Annotated in this window: 16 protein-coding genes; 8 read left to right on the plus strand and 8 right to left on the minus strand. The window is 61.4% G+C overall.

The features are described from left to right. Positions 1–7: 7 nt before the first annotated feature. The 3 genes from GRI34_RS09835 to GRI34_RS09845 all read right to left on the minus strand — a co-directional run bounded on the left by GRI34_RS09835 (position 8) and on the right by GRI34_RS09845 (position 3,462). Entirely contained in the window at positions 8–316 is a 309-nt protein-coding gene (locus GRI34_RS09835) for a hypothetical protein (RefSeq protein WP_160595772.1), read from the minus strand. Positions 317–324: 8 nt separating this feature from the next. Continuing rightward, positions 325–2,379 (minus strand): ribonucleoside-diphosphate reductase subunit alpha, encoded by a 2,055-nt coding sequence (locus GRI34_RS09840; protein ID WP_160595773.1) that lies wholly within the window; start codon positions 2,377–2,379, stop codon positions 325–327. A 582-nt stretch (positions 2,380–2,961) separates the two neighbouring features. Next, positions 2,962–3,462 carry an energy transducer TonB gene (locus GRI34_RS09845; RefSeq protein WP_160595774.1) on the minus strand — a complete coding sequence of 167 codons (501 nt, stop codon included), beginning with the start codon at positions 3,460–3,462 and terminating at the stop codon, positions 2,962–2,964. A 348-nt stretch (positions 3,463–3,810) separates the two neighbouring features. On the opposite strand from GRI34_RS09845, the gene GRI34_RS09850 reads away from it, so the two are divergent. The 7 genes from GRI34_RS09850 to GRI34_RS09880 all read left to right on the plus strand — a co-directional run bounded on the left by GRI34_RS09850 (position 3,811) and on the right by GRI34_RS09880 (position 12,283). Then, on the plus strand, positions 3,811–5,367 hold the full coding sequence (locus tag GRI34_RS09850) for a class I adenylate-forming enzyme family protein (protein WP_160595775.1): 1,557 nt from the start codon (positions 3,811–3,813) through the stop codon (positions 5,365–5,367). 443 nt (positions 5,368–5,810) lie between these two features. Next, positions 5,811–7,850 (plus strand): TIR domain-containing protein, encoded by a 2,040-nt coding sequence (locus GRI34_RS09855; protein WP_160595776.1) that lies wholly within the window; start codon positions 5,811–5,813, stop codon positions 7,848–7,850. A 15-nt stretch (positions 7,851–7,865) separates the two neighbouring features. After that, positions 7,866–8,357 carry a hypothetical protein gene (locus GRI34_RS09860; RefSeq protein WP_160595777.1) on the plus strand — a complete coding sequence of 164 codons (492 nt, stop codon included), beginning with the start codon at positions 7,866–7,868 and terminating at the stop codon, positions 8,355–8,357. Between the two features lie 88 nt (positions 8,358–8,445). Beyond that, positions 8,446–10,020: a glutamine-hydrolyzing GMP synthase gene (guaA, locus tag GRI34_RS09865; protein ID WP_160595778.1), complete on the plus strand. Its 1,575-nt coding sequence runs from the start codon at positions 8,446–8,448 to the stop codon at positions 10,018–10,020. Positions 10,021–10,091: 71 nt separating this feature from the next. Beyond that, positions 10,092–10,874, plus strand: a complete 783-nt coding sequence (locus tag GRI34_RS09870; RefSeq protein ID WP_160595779.1) for a class I SAM-dependent methyltransferase — start codon at positions 10,092–10,094, stop codon at positions 10,872–10,874. 41 nt (positions 10,875–10,915) lie between these two features. Beyond that, positions 10,916–11,629 (plus strand): endonuclease III domain-containing protein, encoded by a 714-nt coding sequence (locus tag GRI34_RS09875; protein ID WP_160595780.1) that lies wholly within the window; start codon positions 10,916–10,918, stop codon positions 11,627–11,629. A gap of 6 nt (positions 11,630–11,635) precedes the next feature. Continuing rightward, positions 11,636–12,283: an endonuclease III domain-containing protein gene (locus GRI34_RS09880; protein ID WP_160595781.1), complete on the plus strand. Its 648-nt coding sequence runs from the start codon at positions 11,636–11,638 to the stop codon at positions 12,281–12,283. On the opposite strand, the gene GRI34_RS09885 is transcribed toward GRI34_RS09880, so the two are convergent. From GRI34_RS09885 to GRI34_RS09900, 4 genes are all read right to left on the minus strand, one after another. After that, entirely contained in the window at positions 12,273–12,824 is a 552-nt protein-coding gene (locus GRI34_RS09885; RefSeq protein WP_325065210.1) for a DUF924 family protein, read from the minus strand. The two genes, GRI34_RS09880 and GRI34_RS09885, sit on opposite strands and share 11 nt — an antisense overlap. Further along, positions 12,821–13,231: a hypothetical protein gene (locus GRI34_RS09890; protein ID WP_234028204.1), complete on the minus strand. Its 411-nt coding sequence runs from the start codon at positions 13,229–13,231 to the stop codon at positions 12,821–12,823. Before GRI34_RS09890 ends, GRI34_RS09885 begins: the two co-directional genes overlap by 4 nt. Positions 13,232–13,294: 63 nt before the next feature. Next, positions 13,295–14,719: a metalloprotease TldD gene (gene tldD, locus GRI34_RS09895; protein ID WP_160595782.1), complete on the minus strand. Its 1,425-nt coding sequence runs from the start codon at positions 14,717–14,719 to the stop codon at positions 13,295–13,297. A 54-nt stretch (positions 14,720–14,773) separates the two neighbouring features. After that, on the minus strand, positions 14,774–15,034 hold the full coding sequence (locus tag GRI34_RS09900) for a zinc-finger domain-containing protein (protein WP_090476750.1): 261 nt from the start codon (positions 15,032–15,034) through the stop codon (positions 14,774–14,776). 55 nt (positions 15,035–15,089) lie between these two features. Here GRI34_RS09900 and GRI34_RS09905 point away from each other — a divergent pair, with 55 nt between their 5' ends. After that, the gene (locus GRI34_RS09905) at positions 15,090–16,028 is read left to right on the plus strand and encodes an ABC transporter ATP-binding protein (RefSeq protein ID WP_160595783.1); all 939 of its coding nucleotides are present in this window, start codon (positions 15,090–15,092) and stop codon (positions 16,026–16,028) included. Positions 16,029–16,032: 4 nt separating this feature from the next. Here the strand turns inward: GRI34_RS09905 and GRI34_RS09910 are convergent, their stop codons facing one another. Beyond that, positions 16,033–16,221, minus strand: a complete 189-nt coding sequence (locus tag GRI34_RS09910; RefSeq protein ID WP_090476753.1) for a hypothetical protein — start codon at positions 16,219–16,221, stop codon at positions 16,033–16,035. Between the last annotated feature and the right edge of the window lie 19 nt (positions 16,222–16,240).

A 16,240-nucleotide genomic window follows, 5' to 3' on the forward strand; every position in this document is an offset into this window, starting at 1 on the left:
GGGCAAGCTAGCTTCGCTTGCGCGCCAGCATCTCTTTGAAGAGAGCCCTTAGCCAAACCAGCGTGATGGCCGGGAAAGAAGCGAGAAAGCCGAGAAACAGCCAGCCTCTCGTCCCCGCCTTAAGCGAGCAGGTGACCAGCTCGGCAAGGCGGGCCGTGCGTTGGTAGCTACCCCCAAGGCATTGCGCGTCGATCCCCGCCGAAGCCTGGAGCACGGGAATGAGCCATAGCCAGAGGGCCAATAGGATCAGGCCCAAAAGAAGAGCGCGCCAGGTCACCACAATGGTGCCCCGGCGCGCTTCGTCTTTCCCGTCCAAGGGTTCTCTTACTGGCAGGCGAGGCATTCCTCGTAGTCGGTCTGCTCGGCGCCGGCAGCCAGTTCGTACTTCGCCGCATCGGCGGTGTTGTCCGCTTCCACGCCGCCGGCAAAGCCTGCGCGCTGCACGCTCTTCGAGCGGAGGTAGTAGAGCGACTTGATGCCCTTCTCCCAGGCCTGGAAGTGCAGCATCATGAGGTCCCACTTGTCGACGTCTGCCGGGATGAACAGGTTCAGCGACTGGGCCTGGTCGATATAGGGGGCGCGGTCGGCAGCGAATTCGAGCAGCCAGCGCTGGTCGATTTCAAAGCTGGTCTTGAACGCGGCCTTTTCTTCCGGCGTCAGGAAGTCGAGATGCTGGACGCTGCCGCCCTGCTCAAGGATCGAGTTCCAGACTGCAGTGCTGTCCTTGCTCTTCTTCTTGAGCAGCTTTTCCAGGTACGGGTTCTTGACCACGAAGGACCCGGACAGGGTCTTGTGGGTGTAGATGTTCGCCGGGATCGGCTCGATGCAGGCGCTGGTGCCGCCGCAGATGATGCTGATCGACGCGGTCGGTGCGATCGCCATCTTGCAGCTGAAACGCTCCATCGCGCCCATTTCTTCCGCGTCCGGACATGCGCCGCGTTCCTGTGCGAGCAGCATGGAAGCTTCCGAAGCCTTGCCCTGGATGTGCTTGAACATCTTCAGGTTCCAGACCTTGGCCATCGGGCTTTCGAAGCCGATGCCCTTCTGCTGGAGGAAGGAGTGGAAGCCCATCACGCCGAGACCGACCGAGCGTTCGCGCATCGCGGAATACTTGGCGCGGGCCATCTCTTCCGGCGCACGATCGATGTAGTTCTGCAGGACGTTGTCGAGGAAGCGCATGACGTCTTCGATGAACTGCTTGTCTTCGTTCCACTCGTCCCACTTCTCGATGTTGAGCGAGGACAGGCAGCAGACGGCCGTGCGATCGTTGCCGAGGTGGTCGATGCCGGTCGGCAGGGTGATTTCGGCGCACAGGTTCGAGGTCGAGACCTTGAGGCCGAGTTCGCGGTGATGCTTGGGCATCATGCGGTTCACCGTGTCCGAGAAGACGATGTAGGGTTCGCCCGTGGCAAGGCGGGTTTCAACGAGCTTCTGGAACAGGCTGCGTGCGTCGACGGTCTTGCGGACCGATCCATCCTTCGGGCTGAGGAGGTCGAATTCCTCGCCATTGCGGACCGCTTCCATGAAGGCGTCGGTGACCAGCACGCCGTGGTGCAGGTTCAGCGCCTTGCGGTTGAAGTCGCCCGAAGGCTTACGGATTTCGAGGAATTCCTCGATCTCCGGGTGGGTGATGTCGATATAGCAGGCGGCCGAACCACGGCGCAGCGAGCCTTGCGAAATCGCCAGCGTCAGGCTGTCCATGACGCGCACGAAGGGGATGATGCCGCTGGTCTTGCCGTTGAGGCCCACCGGCTCGCCAATGCCGCGGACATTGCCCCAGTAAGTGCCGATGCCGCCGCCCTTGGAGGCGAGCCACACATTCTCGTTCCAGGTGTTCACGATGCCGTCGAGACTGTCGGAAACCGAGTTGAGATAGCACGAGATGGGCAGGCCGCGCTGCGTACCGCCGTTCGACAGGACGGGCGTTGCGGGCATGAACCACAGGCGCGAGATATAGTCGTACAGACGCTGCGCGTGGTCGGCATCGTCGGCAAAGGCATCGGCGACGCGCGCGAACAGGTCCTGGTAGCTTTCGCCGGGAAGGAGGTAACGGTCTTCGAGCGTTTCCTTGCCGAACACGGTCAGCAGATCGTCGCGAGAGCTGTCGGTCTTCACGTTGAACCGGCGGTCGAGAACCTTCTTGGAATCCTCTTTCACCGCGGCGGCCTTGGCGACTTCGGCCATGGCACCAGCCATTGCTTCACCGGCGGCTTCGGCGACCAGTTCTTCGCTGCCCTTGTCCTGCTTGTCCATTTTCACTGCCTTTTCCGCCGCGTCCTTTTTCGGGGCCGGCTTCTTGGCGGGTGCGGTGTCTTCGTCGCTGTCCTGAGTGTCCAGATCCAGTCCCATCGCCGCTTCGTCCCCGCTCTTGAAATCCATGTCGTGCCCCACTCTCGTTTTGTTACGCAGCGGGCCGTTACCCGCTTGCCATCCGGCTCTTGTTCGAGTCGCCAAGCGGTGTGTGCCTGCCTAGCAATTTCGTCGGTCGTCGGGTTGAAAACTTATCCCCTTTTTCCCCACAGGCCCGACCGGAAAACGGCACTCAACCCATATGGGGACGAATGCCGAAATCTCTAGGTCTTGTGGGTACCCCCCGGTGACCGACCACTAGATAGTGAATCAGAGCGGACTCGCGTGCAAGAGGGTAAAGGCGGAATTAATTCGTAATCACGCAGCTGCGGTCGGGTGTATCATCATGATGCAACGCAGCGACGCGTGGACCAAGCTGGACTTTGGCGCTGCGCAAGCCCCAAAATGAAATTGCGAAAAAATTTTTGCGGGCAAATTTCACGCAGCGGGATTGCGCACGGTCCGAATCCGGCCGCGCAATTTTAGAATCGAGATGAGAAAAAGGGCCCCGCTCGATGCGAGGCCCTTTCCATGTGGCAGACCCGACGCGAGGCGGCACCCCGCAGACAGATACCGCCTCGACACCGAGCCGGCTCCTGCCCTGGGGGAGGGTCAGGAACTCGGTGATGGTGCCATGTTGAGAGCCAGTACCGCACGCTCAGCGGGATCGTTCGATGCAAGACGGCGAGCCTCCGATTCTGCAAGCTCGCGCTCAAGGGATTCGCGCGAACGGCGGCCGGCGGCGACAATCACATTTGCCTGGATTATCGGATCGCGACCTGCACTTGCGGGAAGCGGCAGCAGCGAGTCGATACGACCCACAGCGTCCTGGACCCGGCGGTCGAGCCGCTTGCTTCCCGACGATTCATACGTCTCCATTGCCACCGGGCGCCCGTCGGGGCCCGCCTGGAAACGCACCTTCACGATGCCACTGGGCGTCCAGCGGTCGTCGATCCGCATCCGGCGAAGCTGGGAATTCAGGTCCTTGGACACGTCTTGCACGAAGGCCTGGTCGCTACGCGCGGAAACGACGATTTCCTGCGAGGACAGCGGCACGGCAAGCATGGTTGCCGCTGCCGCGGTGGCGAATAAGGCTACTGTAAATTTAGTCATGGTGATCATCCTTTCATAAGACGGGATGATCGGCCGCAGAGAGTATCACACGATGTGCGACTGTGTGTTGTTGCGATGACGGTCTATGGTCGATCCGATCCGAGAAGGTCTGCGGAACTCCCCGGATCGGCGACACGATACTCCTGTCCCGGTCCGTTTCCAAATTTCACGACACGTTTTTGAGCTTAACATGGCAAATTGATCGATCGCGTCTCTTGCCCGCATCACTGTGTCGAAGGAAAGTGCGAAAACTTCGCTCACCGGGAATGATCGCATCGCTGGAGGGTCGCGACTCGACTGCCGGATCGGTGTGCTGGACAGATCAATTGCGTGCGCTATCAAAACCGCATGGGAGACACAGCGGCAGCAGCCACACTTTCCGAACCCTTCGGCAATTTTCCGCAGGTCCTGGCTCATTGGGCCAAGCGACAGCCTCAGGTCCCGGCGCTGCTCGACGATACCGGTGCGTTGACGTGGGCGGCCCTGGCTGACCGGATAGAGCGCATTGCAGCACGGCTTCTCGATGAAGGGTTGGAAAGAGGTCAGTCGGTCGCCATCCTCGGCGTTTCGTCGATACCTTACGCGCTTGTTTTTCTAGGCGCGATACGGGCGGGAGGAGTCGCGGCTCCCCTAACCACAAGCGCCAGTGCAGAGCAGCTGGAAGCCATGGCAAGGGACAGCGGCGCCCGGCACCTTTTCGTCACAAGGGCCAAGCTGGACGAGGTCGGCGAAGCGCGGTTTGCGGGGCTCGATCTCGTGGTTCTCGACGAGGCGCTCGACGATTGGATGGCACCGGCAGGTATCGAGGCACCTGCGTCAAACCCTGCTCCGGCAGATCCGTTCAACATCATCTATTCCTCCGGCACCACCGGCACCCCGAAGGGCATCGTCCATTCACACCAGATGCGTTGGCGCCAGTTCGCGGCCACTGCATCCAGTTGGCTCGAGGCCGGCATTCCGGTCCGCACGCTCGCGTCTACCCCGCTCTATTCGAACACCACCATGGTTGCCTTCCTGCCTGCCCTGCTTGCTGGCGGCACGGTCAGGATCATGGGCAAGTTCGATACGATCGGCTGGCTGACCCATGCTGCAGAAGACAAGACGGCGGTCACGATGCTGGTGCCGGTCCAGTACCAACGGCTCATGGACGAGCCGCGCTTCGACGAGTTCGACCTTTCCTCGCTGCTACTGAAATATTGCACTTCGGCACCTTTCCCTGCGGATTTGAAGCGCGAGGTGCTGGCCCGGATGCCCGGTGCCCTCATCGAGATTTACTCAATGACCGAAGGCGGCGTGGTCTGCCTTCTCGAAGCGCACAAATTTCCGGACAAGCTGCATACGGTGGGCCGTCCGGCGCCCGGCAGCGAACTCAAGGTGCTCGACGATGAGGATCGTGAAGTACCGGCCGGGACGCCCGGCAATCTCGTGGGCCGCAGCCAAACAATGATGAGCGGCTACAAGAACCGCCCCGACCAGACGCAGGAGGGCTACTGGACCGATCCTGCTACCGGGGAAACCTGGCAGCGCATGGGCGACATCGGACGCGTGGATGCTGCAGGCTTCGTCGAACTGGTGGGCCGCGCGAAAGACATGATTATTTCCGGCGGGTTCAACATCTATCCGGTCGATCTCGAAAACGAGCTGATGAAGGAAGCCGATGTGGTCGAAGCGGCCGTGATCGGGATGCCATCGCGCAGATGGGGCGAAAGCCCTGTCGGCTTCGTGAAGCTGGGGGACAATGCCCGCGAGACCGAGGCGATCCGCGAAGCGGTGAACGGACGGCTGGGCAAGACGCAGAGGCTGGCCCAGTTGCATGCGATTAACGAAATGCCGCGAAGCCATATCGGCAAGCTGCTGAAGACAGAACTTCGCGACCTTGCCGCGCAGCACGGCGCTCCCGAATAGGGCAGTCGAGGTCGGCAGGCGCGTTCGAGACGCGGCGCCGACACTTGGGGGGAGGGGGAGAGGAGGTGTGGGCGGCCGCGTCTCTACTCGCTGCCATATCACCTCGCGCCGGAAGGGCTGAGCGTTAGGAGTACGCATGGGCCAAAAAGGCCAGCGGTTCCGCGCGAGGAAGGCGACGACAGGTTCTTTAGGGGAGAGCCTGACGCCATCTCTGTGCCGGTCGGAAGGACTTGGGAGACTGTTCCGTTCCCGGCTGTGAGGCCTGTAATAATATTGCGAGGTCACGAACGAAAGTGAGAAAAGGTCAGGACTTGTTGCGTTTTGCGCAACATAATCTGATCATTTTCATCGGATCACATTGCAAAGCATGCAATTTTGCTGCAACTTATTGAAAAAATTGGGGGTTGCCGAGTCGTATCCGGGGTCGCATCCGGAGGTGAAGCTTGGCCGAACGTCGTTACAAGGCATTCATCAGTTATTCGCACCGCGACAAGCGGGTTGCGAACTGGCTGCATCACGCGTTGGAGACCTATCGGCTGCCGAACGGAGGCGGCGAATCGAAGGACCGCTACGGGCTCCGTCCGATCTTCAAGGATCGCGACGAACTCCCCGCCGCAGACAACCTTGGCGAGGCGATCGAACAGGCGATCCGCGCCAGCGATGCCCTGATCGTCCTGTGTTCACCCAGCGCTGCCCAGTCTCCCTGGATTGCACGCGAGATCGATCTCTACAAAAGGTTGAACGGCGATCGCGGGATCTTCCCTGTCATCGTCGACGGTGAGCCGCCCGAGAATTTCCCGCCGCCCCTGCTCGTCCACTACGAAAACGGCGAGCCTACCGAGGCACAGTCTGAGCCGATCGCCGCCGATCTCAGGCCCGAAGGCGACGGCAGGAAACTCGCCAAACTGAAGCTGATTGCCGGTCTCGCAAATCTCGATCTCGATAGCCTCGTGCAACGCGATGCCGCGCGGCGCCAGAAGAAGCTCGCCATAGTCGCGGCCGCTTCGCTCGTCGGCATGGTAGGGACGTCCGGGCTTGCCCTCTATGCCGTCGACCAGCGCAACGAGGCACGAGACCAGCGCGCCGAGGCGGACGGGCTAATCGAATACATGCTGACCGATTTGCGCAAACAGCTTGAGCCGGTCGGGCGACTGGAGGTGCTCGACGGCGTCGGCAAGCGCGCGATGGATTATTACGCCAGGCAGAAGCTCGCCGATCTATCGGACGACGAGTTAGGCCGTAGGTCGCGCGCCACGATGCTCGTGGCAGAAGTTGCCATGGCACGAGGCGACAACCAGTCTGCCCTACCTGCTTTTCGACAGGCGGCGCGAACCACCCAGGCAATTCTCGATCGCAACCCAAATGACCCGCAAGCGATGTTCAACCACGGCCAAAGCCTTTTCTGGGTGGGTTACATCGCCTGGCAACATGGCGATTTGGACGCGGCTCGGCAGGGAATGGAAGGTTATTCGGAAATCTCTCGACGCCTGGCGGCCAAGGATCGATCCAATTTCGATTGGCAGATGGAGGAATCCTACTCCTACACCAACCTAGCCCAATTGAATCATGATGAGGGCAACTACGCCAAAGCGTTGGCGTTCGCGAAAAAGGGAGCTGCGATCAACGATCAGGTTTCCGAGGCCGAAGGGCGCGATGATGCCCGGCAATTGGAGCTCGCCGACGCGCTATCGTTTGTCCACTCGCTTCAACGACGCGTGAAAGACGTCGAGAGTTCACGCGGGACGGTAGAGCGCGAACTGGCGATCTACGCCGACGTACTCGCCCGTGACCCGCAAAACCAGGTCGCGCGCCGATCGATGGGCAATGCACGATCTCGCCACGCAGCAGTTCTCTCGACACTGGGCCGCCATGAAGAGTCCTTATCCGAATACGACAATGCGATATCCCTGCTGGAGGAGGTCCACGAAAACGAGCCGGACGATACCGAGACAGCCGACTTCCTCGTCATTGCGCTCAGGGGCAAGGCTTCAGAGTTGTGGCGCGGATCGCAAGGACCCAAAGCCACTGAGGCCTTTGATAAAGCCGATCGGCTCCTAGCTGCCACCCAGCGAAAAAATCCCGAAGAGCGCACGCGAAATCTGGTCTGGCGGGCCGAAATGGACCTTATTCGCTTCTTGACCGATCGATCCTTGGTCCCGGCGTCCGACAGGCTGGCCACGGCAAGGATGTGGCAAGCGCGTCTCCAAAGTGAGCGCGATACCGATCAAACCGCACTCGTACTATCTCACTTTGTTGCCGCGCAGGCACTTTCGGACCTGAATGGGGCGACTGAACGCACAAAGGAATTCCGCCAGCTTCTTGCAGGCATTCCGGCTGATCCCGCGAACATGCGTAGCGATAATGCGATCGCGCTTGCGGCGCTTGCGGCAAAGCTCTCCGGAAGGACGCAGATCGCGAAGAACTACGGCAGTTTTCTGGATGAACGGGGGCTGGATCCAGCTCTTGATGATCGGCTCAACTGAAGAAGGAGTATTGCAATGACCATCCAAGTATCGGTGAACGTGTTCGTGTCGAATACGAAGAGTAGTTCAAAGGGTTACAAGGGCGATTTCGTCTACCAGCAGACGTCTCCGACCGACAAGCTCTACGTCCAGGAAGATGGTTCGATGGACCTCAGCGACGTCAGCGACGAGGTGCAGATTGCCTTTGTTTGGAGCTCTCCATGGGTTTTGGTCGACGATCGCATCCTCAATGCCATGTGGGGCGGGCCGCTGAATGCCAATATCTGGATATCGGAAGGCGAAAATTCGACACCCACTTCGGGCGATGCTCCTCCCGTGGATCCTGGTTCGGGAGACTTCTATGCCCCCACGCCACCGGCTAACCAGCCGCAAAACCTCACGGTTGTCGACAAGAACGACGATGGAAAGAAGTACAAGTACACCCTGCACTGCTGGGTAAATGACGGAACTTCCGACGGGACCGCAATTTTCGACGATCCGAAGGTCGTGAATCGCTCGCTGGACTAAGGGCAGGGACTCACCGGATTCACCCGAAAGGGGCGAATCCGGCCACTGCCCTATGGACACGGGTCGCGCCCCTGCTTAACCGCCCCACATGGACGCATCCCACCTTCCCGATTCCATCCTTATCGTCGATTTCGGCAGCCAGGTTACCCAGCTGATTGCACGCCGCGTGCGCGAGGCAGGGGTCTATTCCGAAATCGCGCCTTTCACGCAGGCCGAAGAGGCGTTCCATCGCCTCAAACCCAAGGGCATCATCCTGTCGGGCTCTCCCGCAGGCGTGCCGGAAGAAGGAAGTCCGCGGGCACCCGAAATGCTGTTCGAGGCGGGCATCCCGATCCTCGGCATCTGCTACGGCCAACAGGTGATGAGCCACCAGCTCGGCGGCGAAGTGCGCCCGGGCCATGAAACCGGCGAAGGCGGCGAATTCGGCCGCGCCTTCCTGACCGTCACCAAGGAGTGCGCCTTGTTCGACGGTCTCTGGAAAGAGGGCGAGCGGCACCAGGTCTGGATGAGCCACGGCGACAAGGTGACCAAATTCGCCCCCGGCTTTGAAATCGTCGCCATTTCCGACGGCGCGCCTTTTGCGGTCATCGCGGACGAAAAACGCAAGTACTACGGCACCCAGTTCCACCCCGAGGTTGTCCACACACCCGATGGCGGCAAGCTGATCGCCAACTTCGTACGCCACGTCTGCGGGCTTGCCGGCGACTGGACCATGGCCGCCTATCGCGAAACCAAGGTCCGCGAAATCCGCGAGCAGGTGGGCGACGGCAAGGTAATCTGCGGCCTGTCGGGCGGCGTCGACAGTTCGGTCGCGGCGATTCTTATCCACGAGGCGATCGGCGACCAGCTGACCTGCGTCTTCGTGGACCATGGCCTGCTGCGCCTCAACGAGCGCGAACAGGTCGAGACCATGTTCCGCGATCATTACAATATCCCGCTGGTCGTCGTGGATGCCGAAGACATGTTCATGGACGGCCTTGCCGGAGTCACCGACCCGGAAGCCAAGCGTAAGTTCATCGGCAAGACCTTCATCGACGTCTTCGAAGCCGAAGCGAAGAATGTGGGCGGCGCGGATTTCCTCGCCCAGGGCACGCTCTATCCCGACGTCATCGAAAGCGTCAGCTTCACCGGCGGACCTTCGGTCACGATCAAGAGCCACCACAATGTCGGCGGCCTACCCGAACGCATGAACATGAAACTGGTCGAGCCGCTGCGCGAACTCTTCAAGGACGAGGTGCGCGAACTTGGCCGAGAACTTGGCCTGCCCGACATGTTTGTCGGCCGCCATCCCTTCCCCGGACCGGGTCTTGCGATCCGCATCCCGGGCGAGGTCACGAAGGAACGCTGCGACATCCTGCGCAAGGCCGATGCGATCTATCTCGACGAGATCCGCAAGGCGGGACTTTACGATGCAATCTGGCAGGCATTCGCTGTGCTGCTACCGGTCAAGACCGTGGGCGTGATGGGCGATTATCGCACTTACGACAGCGTCTGCGGCCTGCGTGCAGTGACCAGCACCGACGGGATGACCGCCGATGTCTATCCTTTCGACGCGGCCTTCCTGACCGGATGCGCCACGCGGATCGTGAACGAGGTGCAAGGCATCAATCGCGTGGTGTACGACTATACGAGCAAGCCGCCCGGCACGATCGAGTGGGAATAAGATCGGCGAAGAGGTTCTGAAGCTTACGGCAATCGCTTAGGTTGCCGGCAAACTGTCGTAAAGGGTCGTCGATGATCGTCGAAAAGCTGAAATGGAAGTACCGCAAGGACGGGCTGCTGCCCACCATCCGTGCACTCGTCAAATATCCGTTCTGGATTGCGTATCGCACCATCTCCGAAGCGCCCATGCGCCGCAAATACGCCCAGATGCTGCAACGCGGCACCGCCCAGGAACGCTTCACGCAAATCTACGAAGAAAACCTCTGGACCAGCGGCGAATCCGGCAGCGGGGGAGGATCGGAGCTTTCGCATACCGAGCAGGTCCGCGCGAGGCTGCCCAAGTTTGTCGAAAAGTATCGGATCGAACGGATCGTCGATGCGCCATGTGGCGATCTCAACTGGATGAAGCTGATCCTGCCGGAGATGGATGTCGACTACATCGGTCTCGACATTGTCCCCTCGGTAATCGAACGTAACCGGCAGGCATTCCAATCCGATCGCATACGTTTCGAAGTCGCAGATCTCAGCAAGGATCCGATCCCTTCGTGCGATCTGGTGGTGGCGCGCGATTTCCTGTTTCATCTGTCCTTTGCGGATATCGACGCATACCTGCGCAACCTGGCCAAGACGGAATATCGCTACGTGCTCACGACGACGCACATAGTGGAACCGGGCTTTGAAAATTCGGATATCGTGACCGGCGATTTCCGGCGCATCGATCTCACCAAGGCTCCATTTGGCATAGACGGTGGAGCGCCGGTCGAGTCCTTCCAAGATCACCCCGAAGGGCATAGCGTCCCTCGCAAGATGATCCTTGTGCGCAAGGAAGACATGCCGACCGCCCTGACATCCTAGCGCGTTGCGATGCGGTCGAGCGAAGCTTACAGGTCGCAGGGATGCAGCTCCCCCTCGGCCCCGACCCGCGCACCGAAACGCTGCGTCGCCTTCAGTCTCTGCTGATCCAGCGCTTCGGGCGGATCGAGAGGGCGGCGGCTGAATGGCGGGAGCCGGAGTGGGTGCTGGTGCAAGGTGTCATCGGCGCGCGGACCAAGTCAGAAATCTCCAATGCTGCGACCGATCGCCTGCTCAAACGCTATGGCTCGTGGGAGGAAGTGGCCGACGCGCCGCTGGAGGAATTGCAGGCGGAACTGGCGACGCAGACCTATCCCAATATCGCCGCCGGGCGCCTGAAGGGCAGCCTTTCTGCGCTGGTCGAGCGGCGCGGCGCAGTCGATCTGGCCCACCTCGCGGAAATGGAAACCCTGCCCGCCATGCGCTGGCTGGAGCAACTACCCGGCATCGGACGCAAGATCGCGGCAGGTGTGATGAATGCGAGCACGCTGGACCGGCGTGCCATCGTCCTCGACGGCCACCACACGCGCATCCTCCAGCGCATGGGGCTGGTCCCGCCCAAGGCCACGACCGACCGCGCATTCGAAGCGATCATGCCGGCGATGCCAGAGGAATGGGACGGCGCGACCTTCGACGAGCATCACCTTCTCATGAAGAAGCTTGGCCAGACCTGGTGCCGGCCCGCCATGCCCGATTGCGCAACCTGCCTGGCCTTATCGCTGTGCAAGACCGGAACCGAGCGCGTCGGCAATCGCTGATCGTCCATGCTGGACGAGCGCCAAGTCGAGGAAGTCTACCGCATCCTTTCGGAAGAGATGCCCGGTCGCACGCCCGACGCGAAAGGCCCGAAGGGCCAGCCCGACGCTTTCCGGTCCTGCATCTCCTGCATGCTCTCCGCGCAATCGCTCGATCGCAATACGGCCAAGGCGGCCCGCCAGCTATTCGCGCTTGCGCAAACGCCGCAGGAGATGCTGGCGCTGGATGACGAGCAAATCACCGCCGCGATAAAGCCATGCGGGCTCTACAACATGAAAACGCGCAACATCCGCGCCTTCTGCACCAGCCTGTTGGGGGATCACGGCGGGCGTGTGCCGGACACGCGCGAGGGCCTTCTCTCCTTGCCGGGCATCGGGCGCAAATGTGCGGACATCGTGCTGAGCTTTACGTTCGGTAAGGACGTGATTGCCGTCGACACCCACGTCCATCGGGTCTGCAATCGCATCGGCCTGACCGAGGCAAAGACGGCGGACAAGACCGCGGCCCAATTGGAAGAGCGCAGCCCCGCATGGGCCATGGCAGACGGTCATTTCTGGCTGATCCAGTTCGGCAAGCGGGTATGCACCGCACGCGCACCGAAATGTCCGCGTTGTCCGGTCTCGCAGCTGTGCGAATTCTACGCCGCTACCAGCTGAACCCGGCCTCGATCGCCGCTTTTTCTTCTGCAGTGGTTTCTCTCCCCAGCACTTCGTTCCGGTGCGGGAAGCGGTCGAAACGCGCGATCATTTCTCGATGCGAGGTCGCGAATTCCAGCGCGCCGGGCACATGCTTTTCGAAAAGGGTGACGCAAAGGTCCTGATCCGAGATATCCTCGCTGTGCATCAGCGGCATCAGGACGAATTGCTTTTGTGCAGTCTCCAGGTCTGCAAGCCAGCCGCGCTCCAGCACACCATGCGTGAGTTCCCGCGCCAAAGGGTCCCACGCAAAGGCCTTTGCCGTGTCGCGATGGATGTTGCGCGGTATCTGGTCGAACAGGAGGATTGCCGCGCGCGCCGTATCGAGTTCGCCGAGGAAGCTGGCAGCGGGCTTGACGCCTTCGCGCTCCAGATCATCGCCGAAGCGGTCGCGCAGCATCGCATCGACTTCGGGAGAGGATGCATACCAGTCGGAGCTGTCGAGCTCCTCGAACCAGGTGCGCAGAAGTGCACGCACCCAGTCTTCGTTATTGTCGCTCACCCTTCTTCGGGCAGGCGATAGGGAATGAAGTCGTCGAGGAAGATGACGCCGCTGAACATGTTGGAGGCGCGGTCGCGCGTGGTGACCTGGTCTGTTCGGCAGAGCTGCGATCCGCTAAACTTGCGGATCACGAGATAATCGCCGTCATCGATGGATTCGGGTGTCTTGGTGTAGTTCACCCAGATCGTCTTGCCGGACTTATAGACCAGCGCCGTGTCATCGATGCGCTGCATGGAGCGCGAACCGATGGTCGTGATGCAGCTTTCAGGCTCGCCGGCTACGCGGCCTTCGAGCATCTTTGCGAGCTTCGCCCCGCCCTTCGTCATTTCCTTGTGGTCGTCCGCCTGGACGGCGGGTGCGGCCAGCAGGCCGAGGGTGGCGGTGGCAAGTGCAAGGCGTTTGATCATGACGAGTCTCCTGATGCTTGGGACTATGTAACACACTACGCCTGAACCGCGCATGAGTTGCGGTCAGCCGGTTCCGCCGACCGTGATCCCGTCGATCAAAAGTGTCGGCTGGCCCACGCCGGCAGGCACGCTTTGCCCGCCCTTGCCGCAGATGCCGATGCCTTCGTCCAGGGCCATGTCGTTGCCGATGCCCTTGACCCGCGTAAGGACGCTGGGCCCATCGCCGATCAGGGTCGCGCCCTTGATCGGGGCAACGATCTTGCCCTTCTCGACCTTGTAGGCCTCGGTGCAGGCGAAGACGAACTTGCCGCTCGTGATATCGACCTGCCCGCCGCCGAAGCTGGTGGCGTAAATGCCGTCGTCTAGGCGGCTGAGCAATTCATCCGGATCGTCGGTCCCGCTTTGCATGAAAGTGTTGGTCATGCGCGGCATGGGTGCATGCTGGTAGCTTTCGCGGCGGCCGTTGCCCGTCGCTTCCACTCCCATCAGGCGCGCATTGAGGCGATCCTGCATATAGCCCTTGAGAATGCCGTCCTCGATCAGCACGGTCTCGCGCGTCGGCGTACCTTCGTCATCGATGCTGAGCGATCCGCGGCGCTCCGCCATGCTGCCATCGTCGATTACCGTCACGCCCGGCGCGGCGACGCGTTCGCCAATACGGCCGGAAAAGGCGCTGGTGCCCTTGCGGTTGAAATCGCCTTCGAGGCCATGCCCCACCGCCTCGTGAAGCAGGACGCCCGGCCAGCCGGCGCCGAGCAGGACGGTCTGTTCGCCCGCCGGAGCCGCCACGCTGTCGAGATTGACCAGCGCCTGCCGTACCGCTTCGTCGATCGCGCGCATCCAGGCGCCCTCGTTGAACAGGCGGTCGTAGAGATAGCGACCGCCAAGGCCGAAAAAGCCGGTTTCCCGGCGGCCGTTCTGCTCTGCCACAACCTGTATATTGAGCCGCACCAACGGGCGGATGTCGCGGGCGGTGTAGCCATCGGGCCGAACGATCTCGACCACGCTCCAATTGGCGAGAAGGCTGGCGGAAACCTGCGCCACGCGCGGATCCTTGGCCCGTGCGACCGCATCGATCTTCTCGAGCAGCGCGACCTTTTCCTCGAAGGGGACGAGGTCCAGCGGGCACAGATCGGTGTAGAGGTGCCGGTTGGTCCTTTCCGGTGCCGCCGCCAGCGGACTCTTCGCCGGATCGAGCAATTGCAGCGTCTCGCCGGCCCGCGCGATGGCGGCTGCGCTGATGTCGTTGGCGTGGGCGAAGCCGGTGGTCTCGCCGGAAACGCCCCTCAGGCCGAAGCCCGAATCGCGGCTGTAATCTGCTGTCTTCAGGCGACCATCGTCGAAGCCGAAAGCCTCGGACGCGATAAACTGCATATACAGCTCGCCATCGTCGCAGGACGACAGCAGGCGCCGCGTCAGCGATTGCGCTTCTTCAGGGGTGAGCTTGTTGCCGTAAATGAGGGCGTGCGGGTCGGAGGCAATGGTCATGCCGCCAATGTAGGCACGCAGGGAACGCTTGGCGAGGGGTGTTGGCGGGAGGGCCTAGCGGTGGCCCGGATCGCCGCCTTCGGAAATATCCATCAGGGTCGACTGGTCGACACCGTCGGCAGGTCCGCCTTCCAGCACGAAGCGCCGGTCGCAATAGCCGCAATCGACATAGCCGTGCTCGTCGATCTCGAGATAGACCTTGGGATGGCCCAGCGCGATCGGCTTGTAATTCTCGCCGCTGCGGATGTCGGTTGCACCGTCGCACCACACCCGGCGGGTGGTGACCTTGGACACTTCGGGAGGAGGCAGGCTCATGGCGGGTGCCGATAATGGGTTTTTATGCGCGCCTCAAGCGCCTAGAGGCACTGGCATGACAACTCCGCCTGCAATCCGCATCGACAACCTCGTCAAACGCTATGCCCCGAGCGGGCCGGGCGAAGAGGGTAAGCTGGCCCTGAAAGGCGTGAGTTTCGATGTCCCGCAAGGCGGCGTGTTCGGCCTGTTGGGCCCCAATGGCGCGGGCAAGTCTACCATCATCAACATCCTTGCCGGCCTTGTCCGCAAGACTTCCGGCAATGCCGAAATCTGGGGTTTCGATATCGACGAAAGCCCGCGCAATGCGAAGCGTTCGATCGGAATCGTGCCGCAGGAGATCGTGTTCGACCCCTTTTTCACGCCGTTCGAGGTGCTGGAAAACCAGGGCGGGTTCTACGGGATCGGCAAGAGCGACCGGCGCAGCGAAGAACTGCTAGCCGCCGTCCACCTGGCCGACAAGCGCAACGCCTATGCGCGCTCGCTTTCGGGCGGGATGAAACGCCGCCTGCTGATCGCCAAGGCGATGGTCCATTCGCCGCCGATCCTCGTGCTGGACGAGCCCACCGCAGGGGTGGACGTCGAGCTGAGGCGGCAATTGTGGGAACTGGTGGGCGAGATGAACGCGGAAGGCGTCACCGTGGTGCTCACCACGCACTATCTCGAAGAGGCGGAGCAGCTGTGCGACCAGATCGCGATCATCAACCACGGTGAACTGATCGCCAACAAGCCGACGAAGGAACTGATCGGCATGGCGCGCGAGAAGATCGTGTCGGTCACCGTCGACAAGGATCTGGGCGGCCCGATCGTCGAGCATGCTTTCCTGAAATCCGAAGTGGTCGAGCCGCGCCGTCTCGACATCACCTTCGACCGCGACAAGGCGAGCGCGGGCCAGGTGCTCGCGCTCGTCCAGTCACACGGCTATACGATCGAGGACGTCACCACGCGCGAGGCCGACCTGGAAGACGTCTTTGTCCAGCTGACCGGCGCGGGCTGATCGTTCAGACGAAGTTGCGCGGCCCCAGTCCGGCGTCCTTCACCCGCAGCTTTTCCCATACGTGCGGTTCCACCTCTTCCATCGGCGTGCTGCAGCAACGGCACCTGCCGACATGCATTCCACCGGCCTTGCGCATATTTGCGTAATCGACCGTGTGTCGCCCGAATGCGCAGGCGAGCAATCCCATTTTCATTATCGCGACCCTCCAAAGT

Source organism: Qipengyuania aquimaris (assembly GCF_009827445.1).
GTDB classification, from domain to species: domain Bacteria; phylum Pseudomonadota; class Alphaproteobacteria; order Sphingomonadales; family Sphingomonadaceae; genus Qipengyuania; species Qipengyuania aquimaris.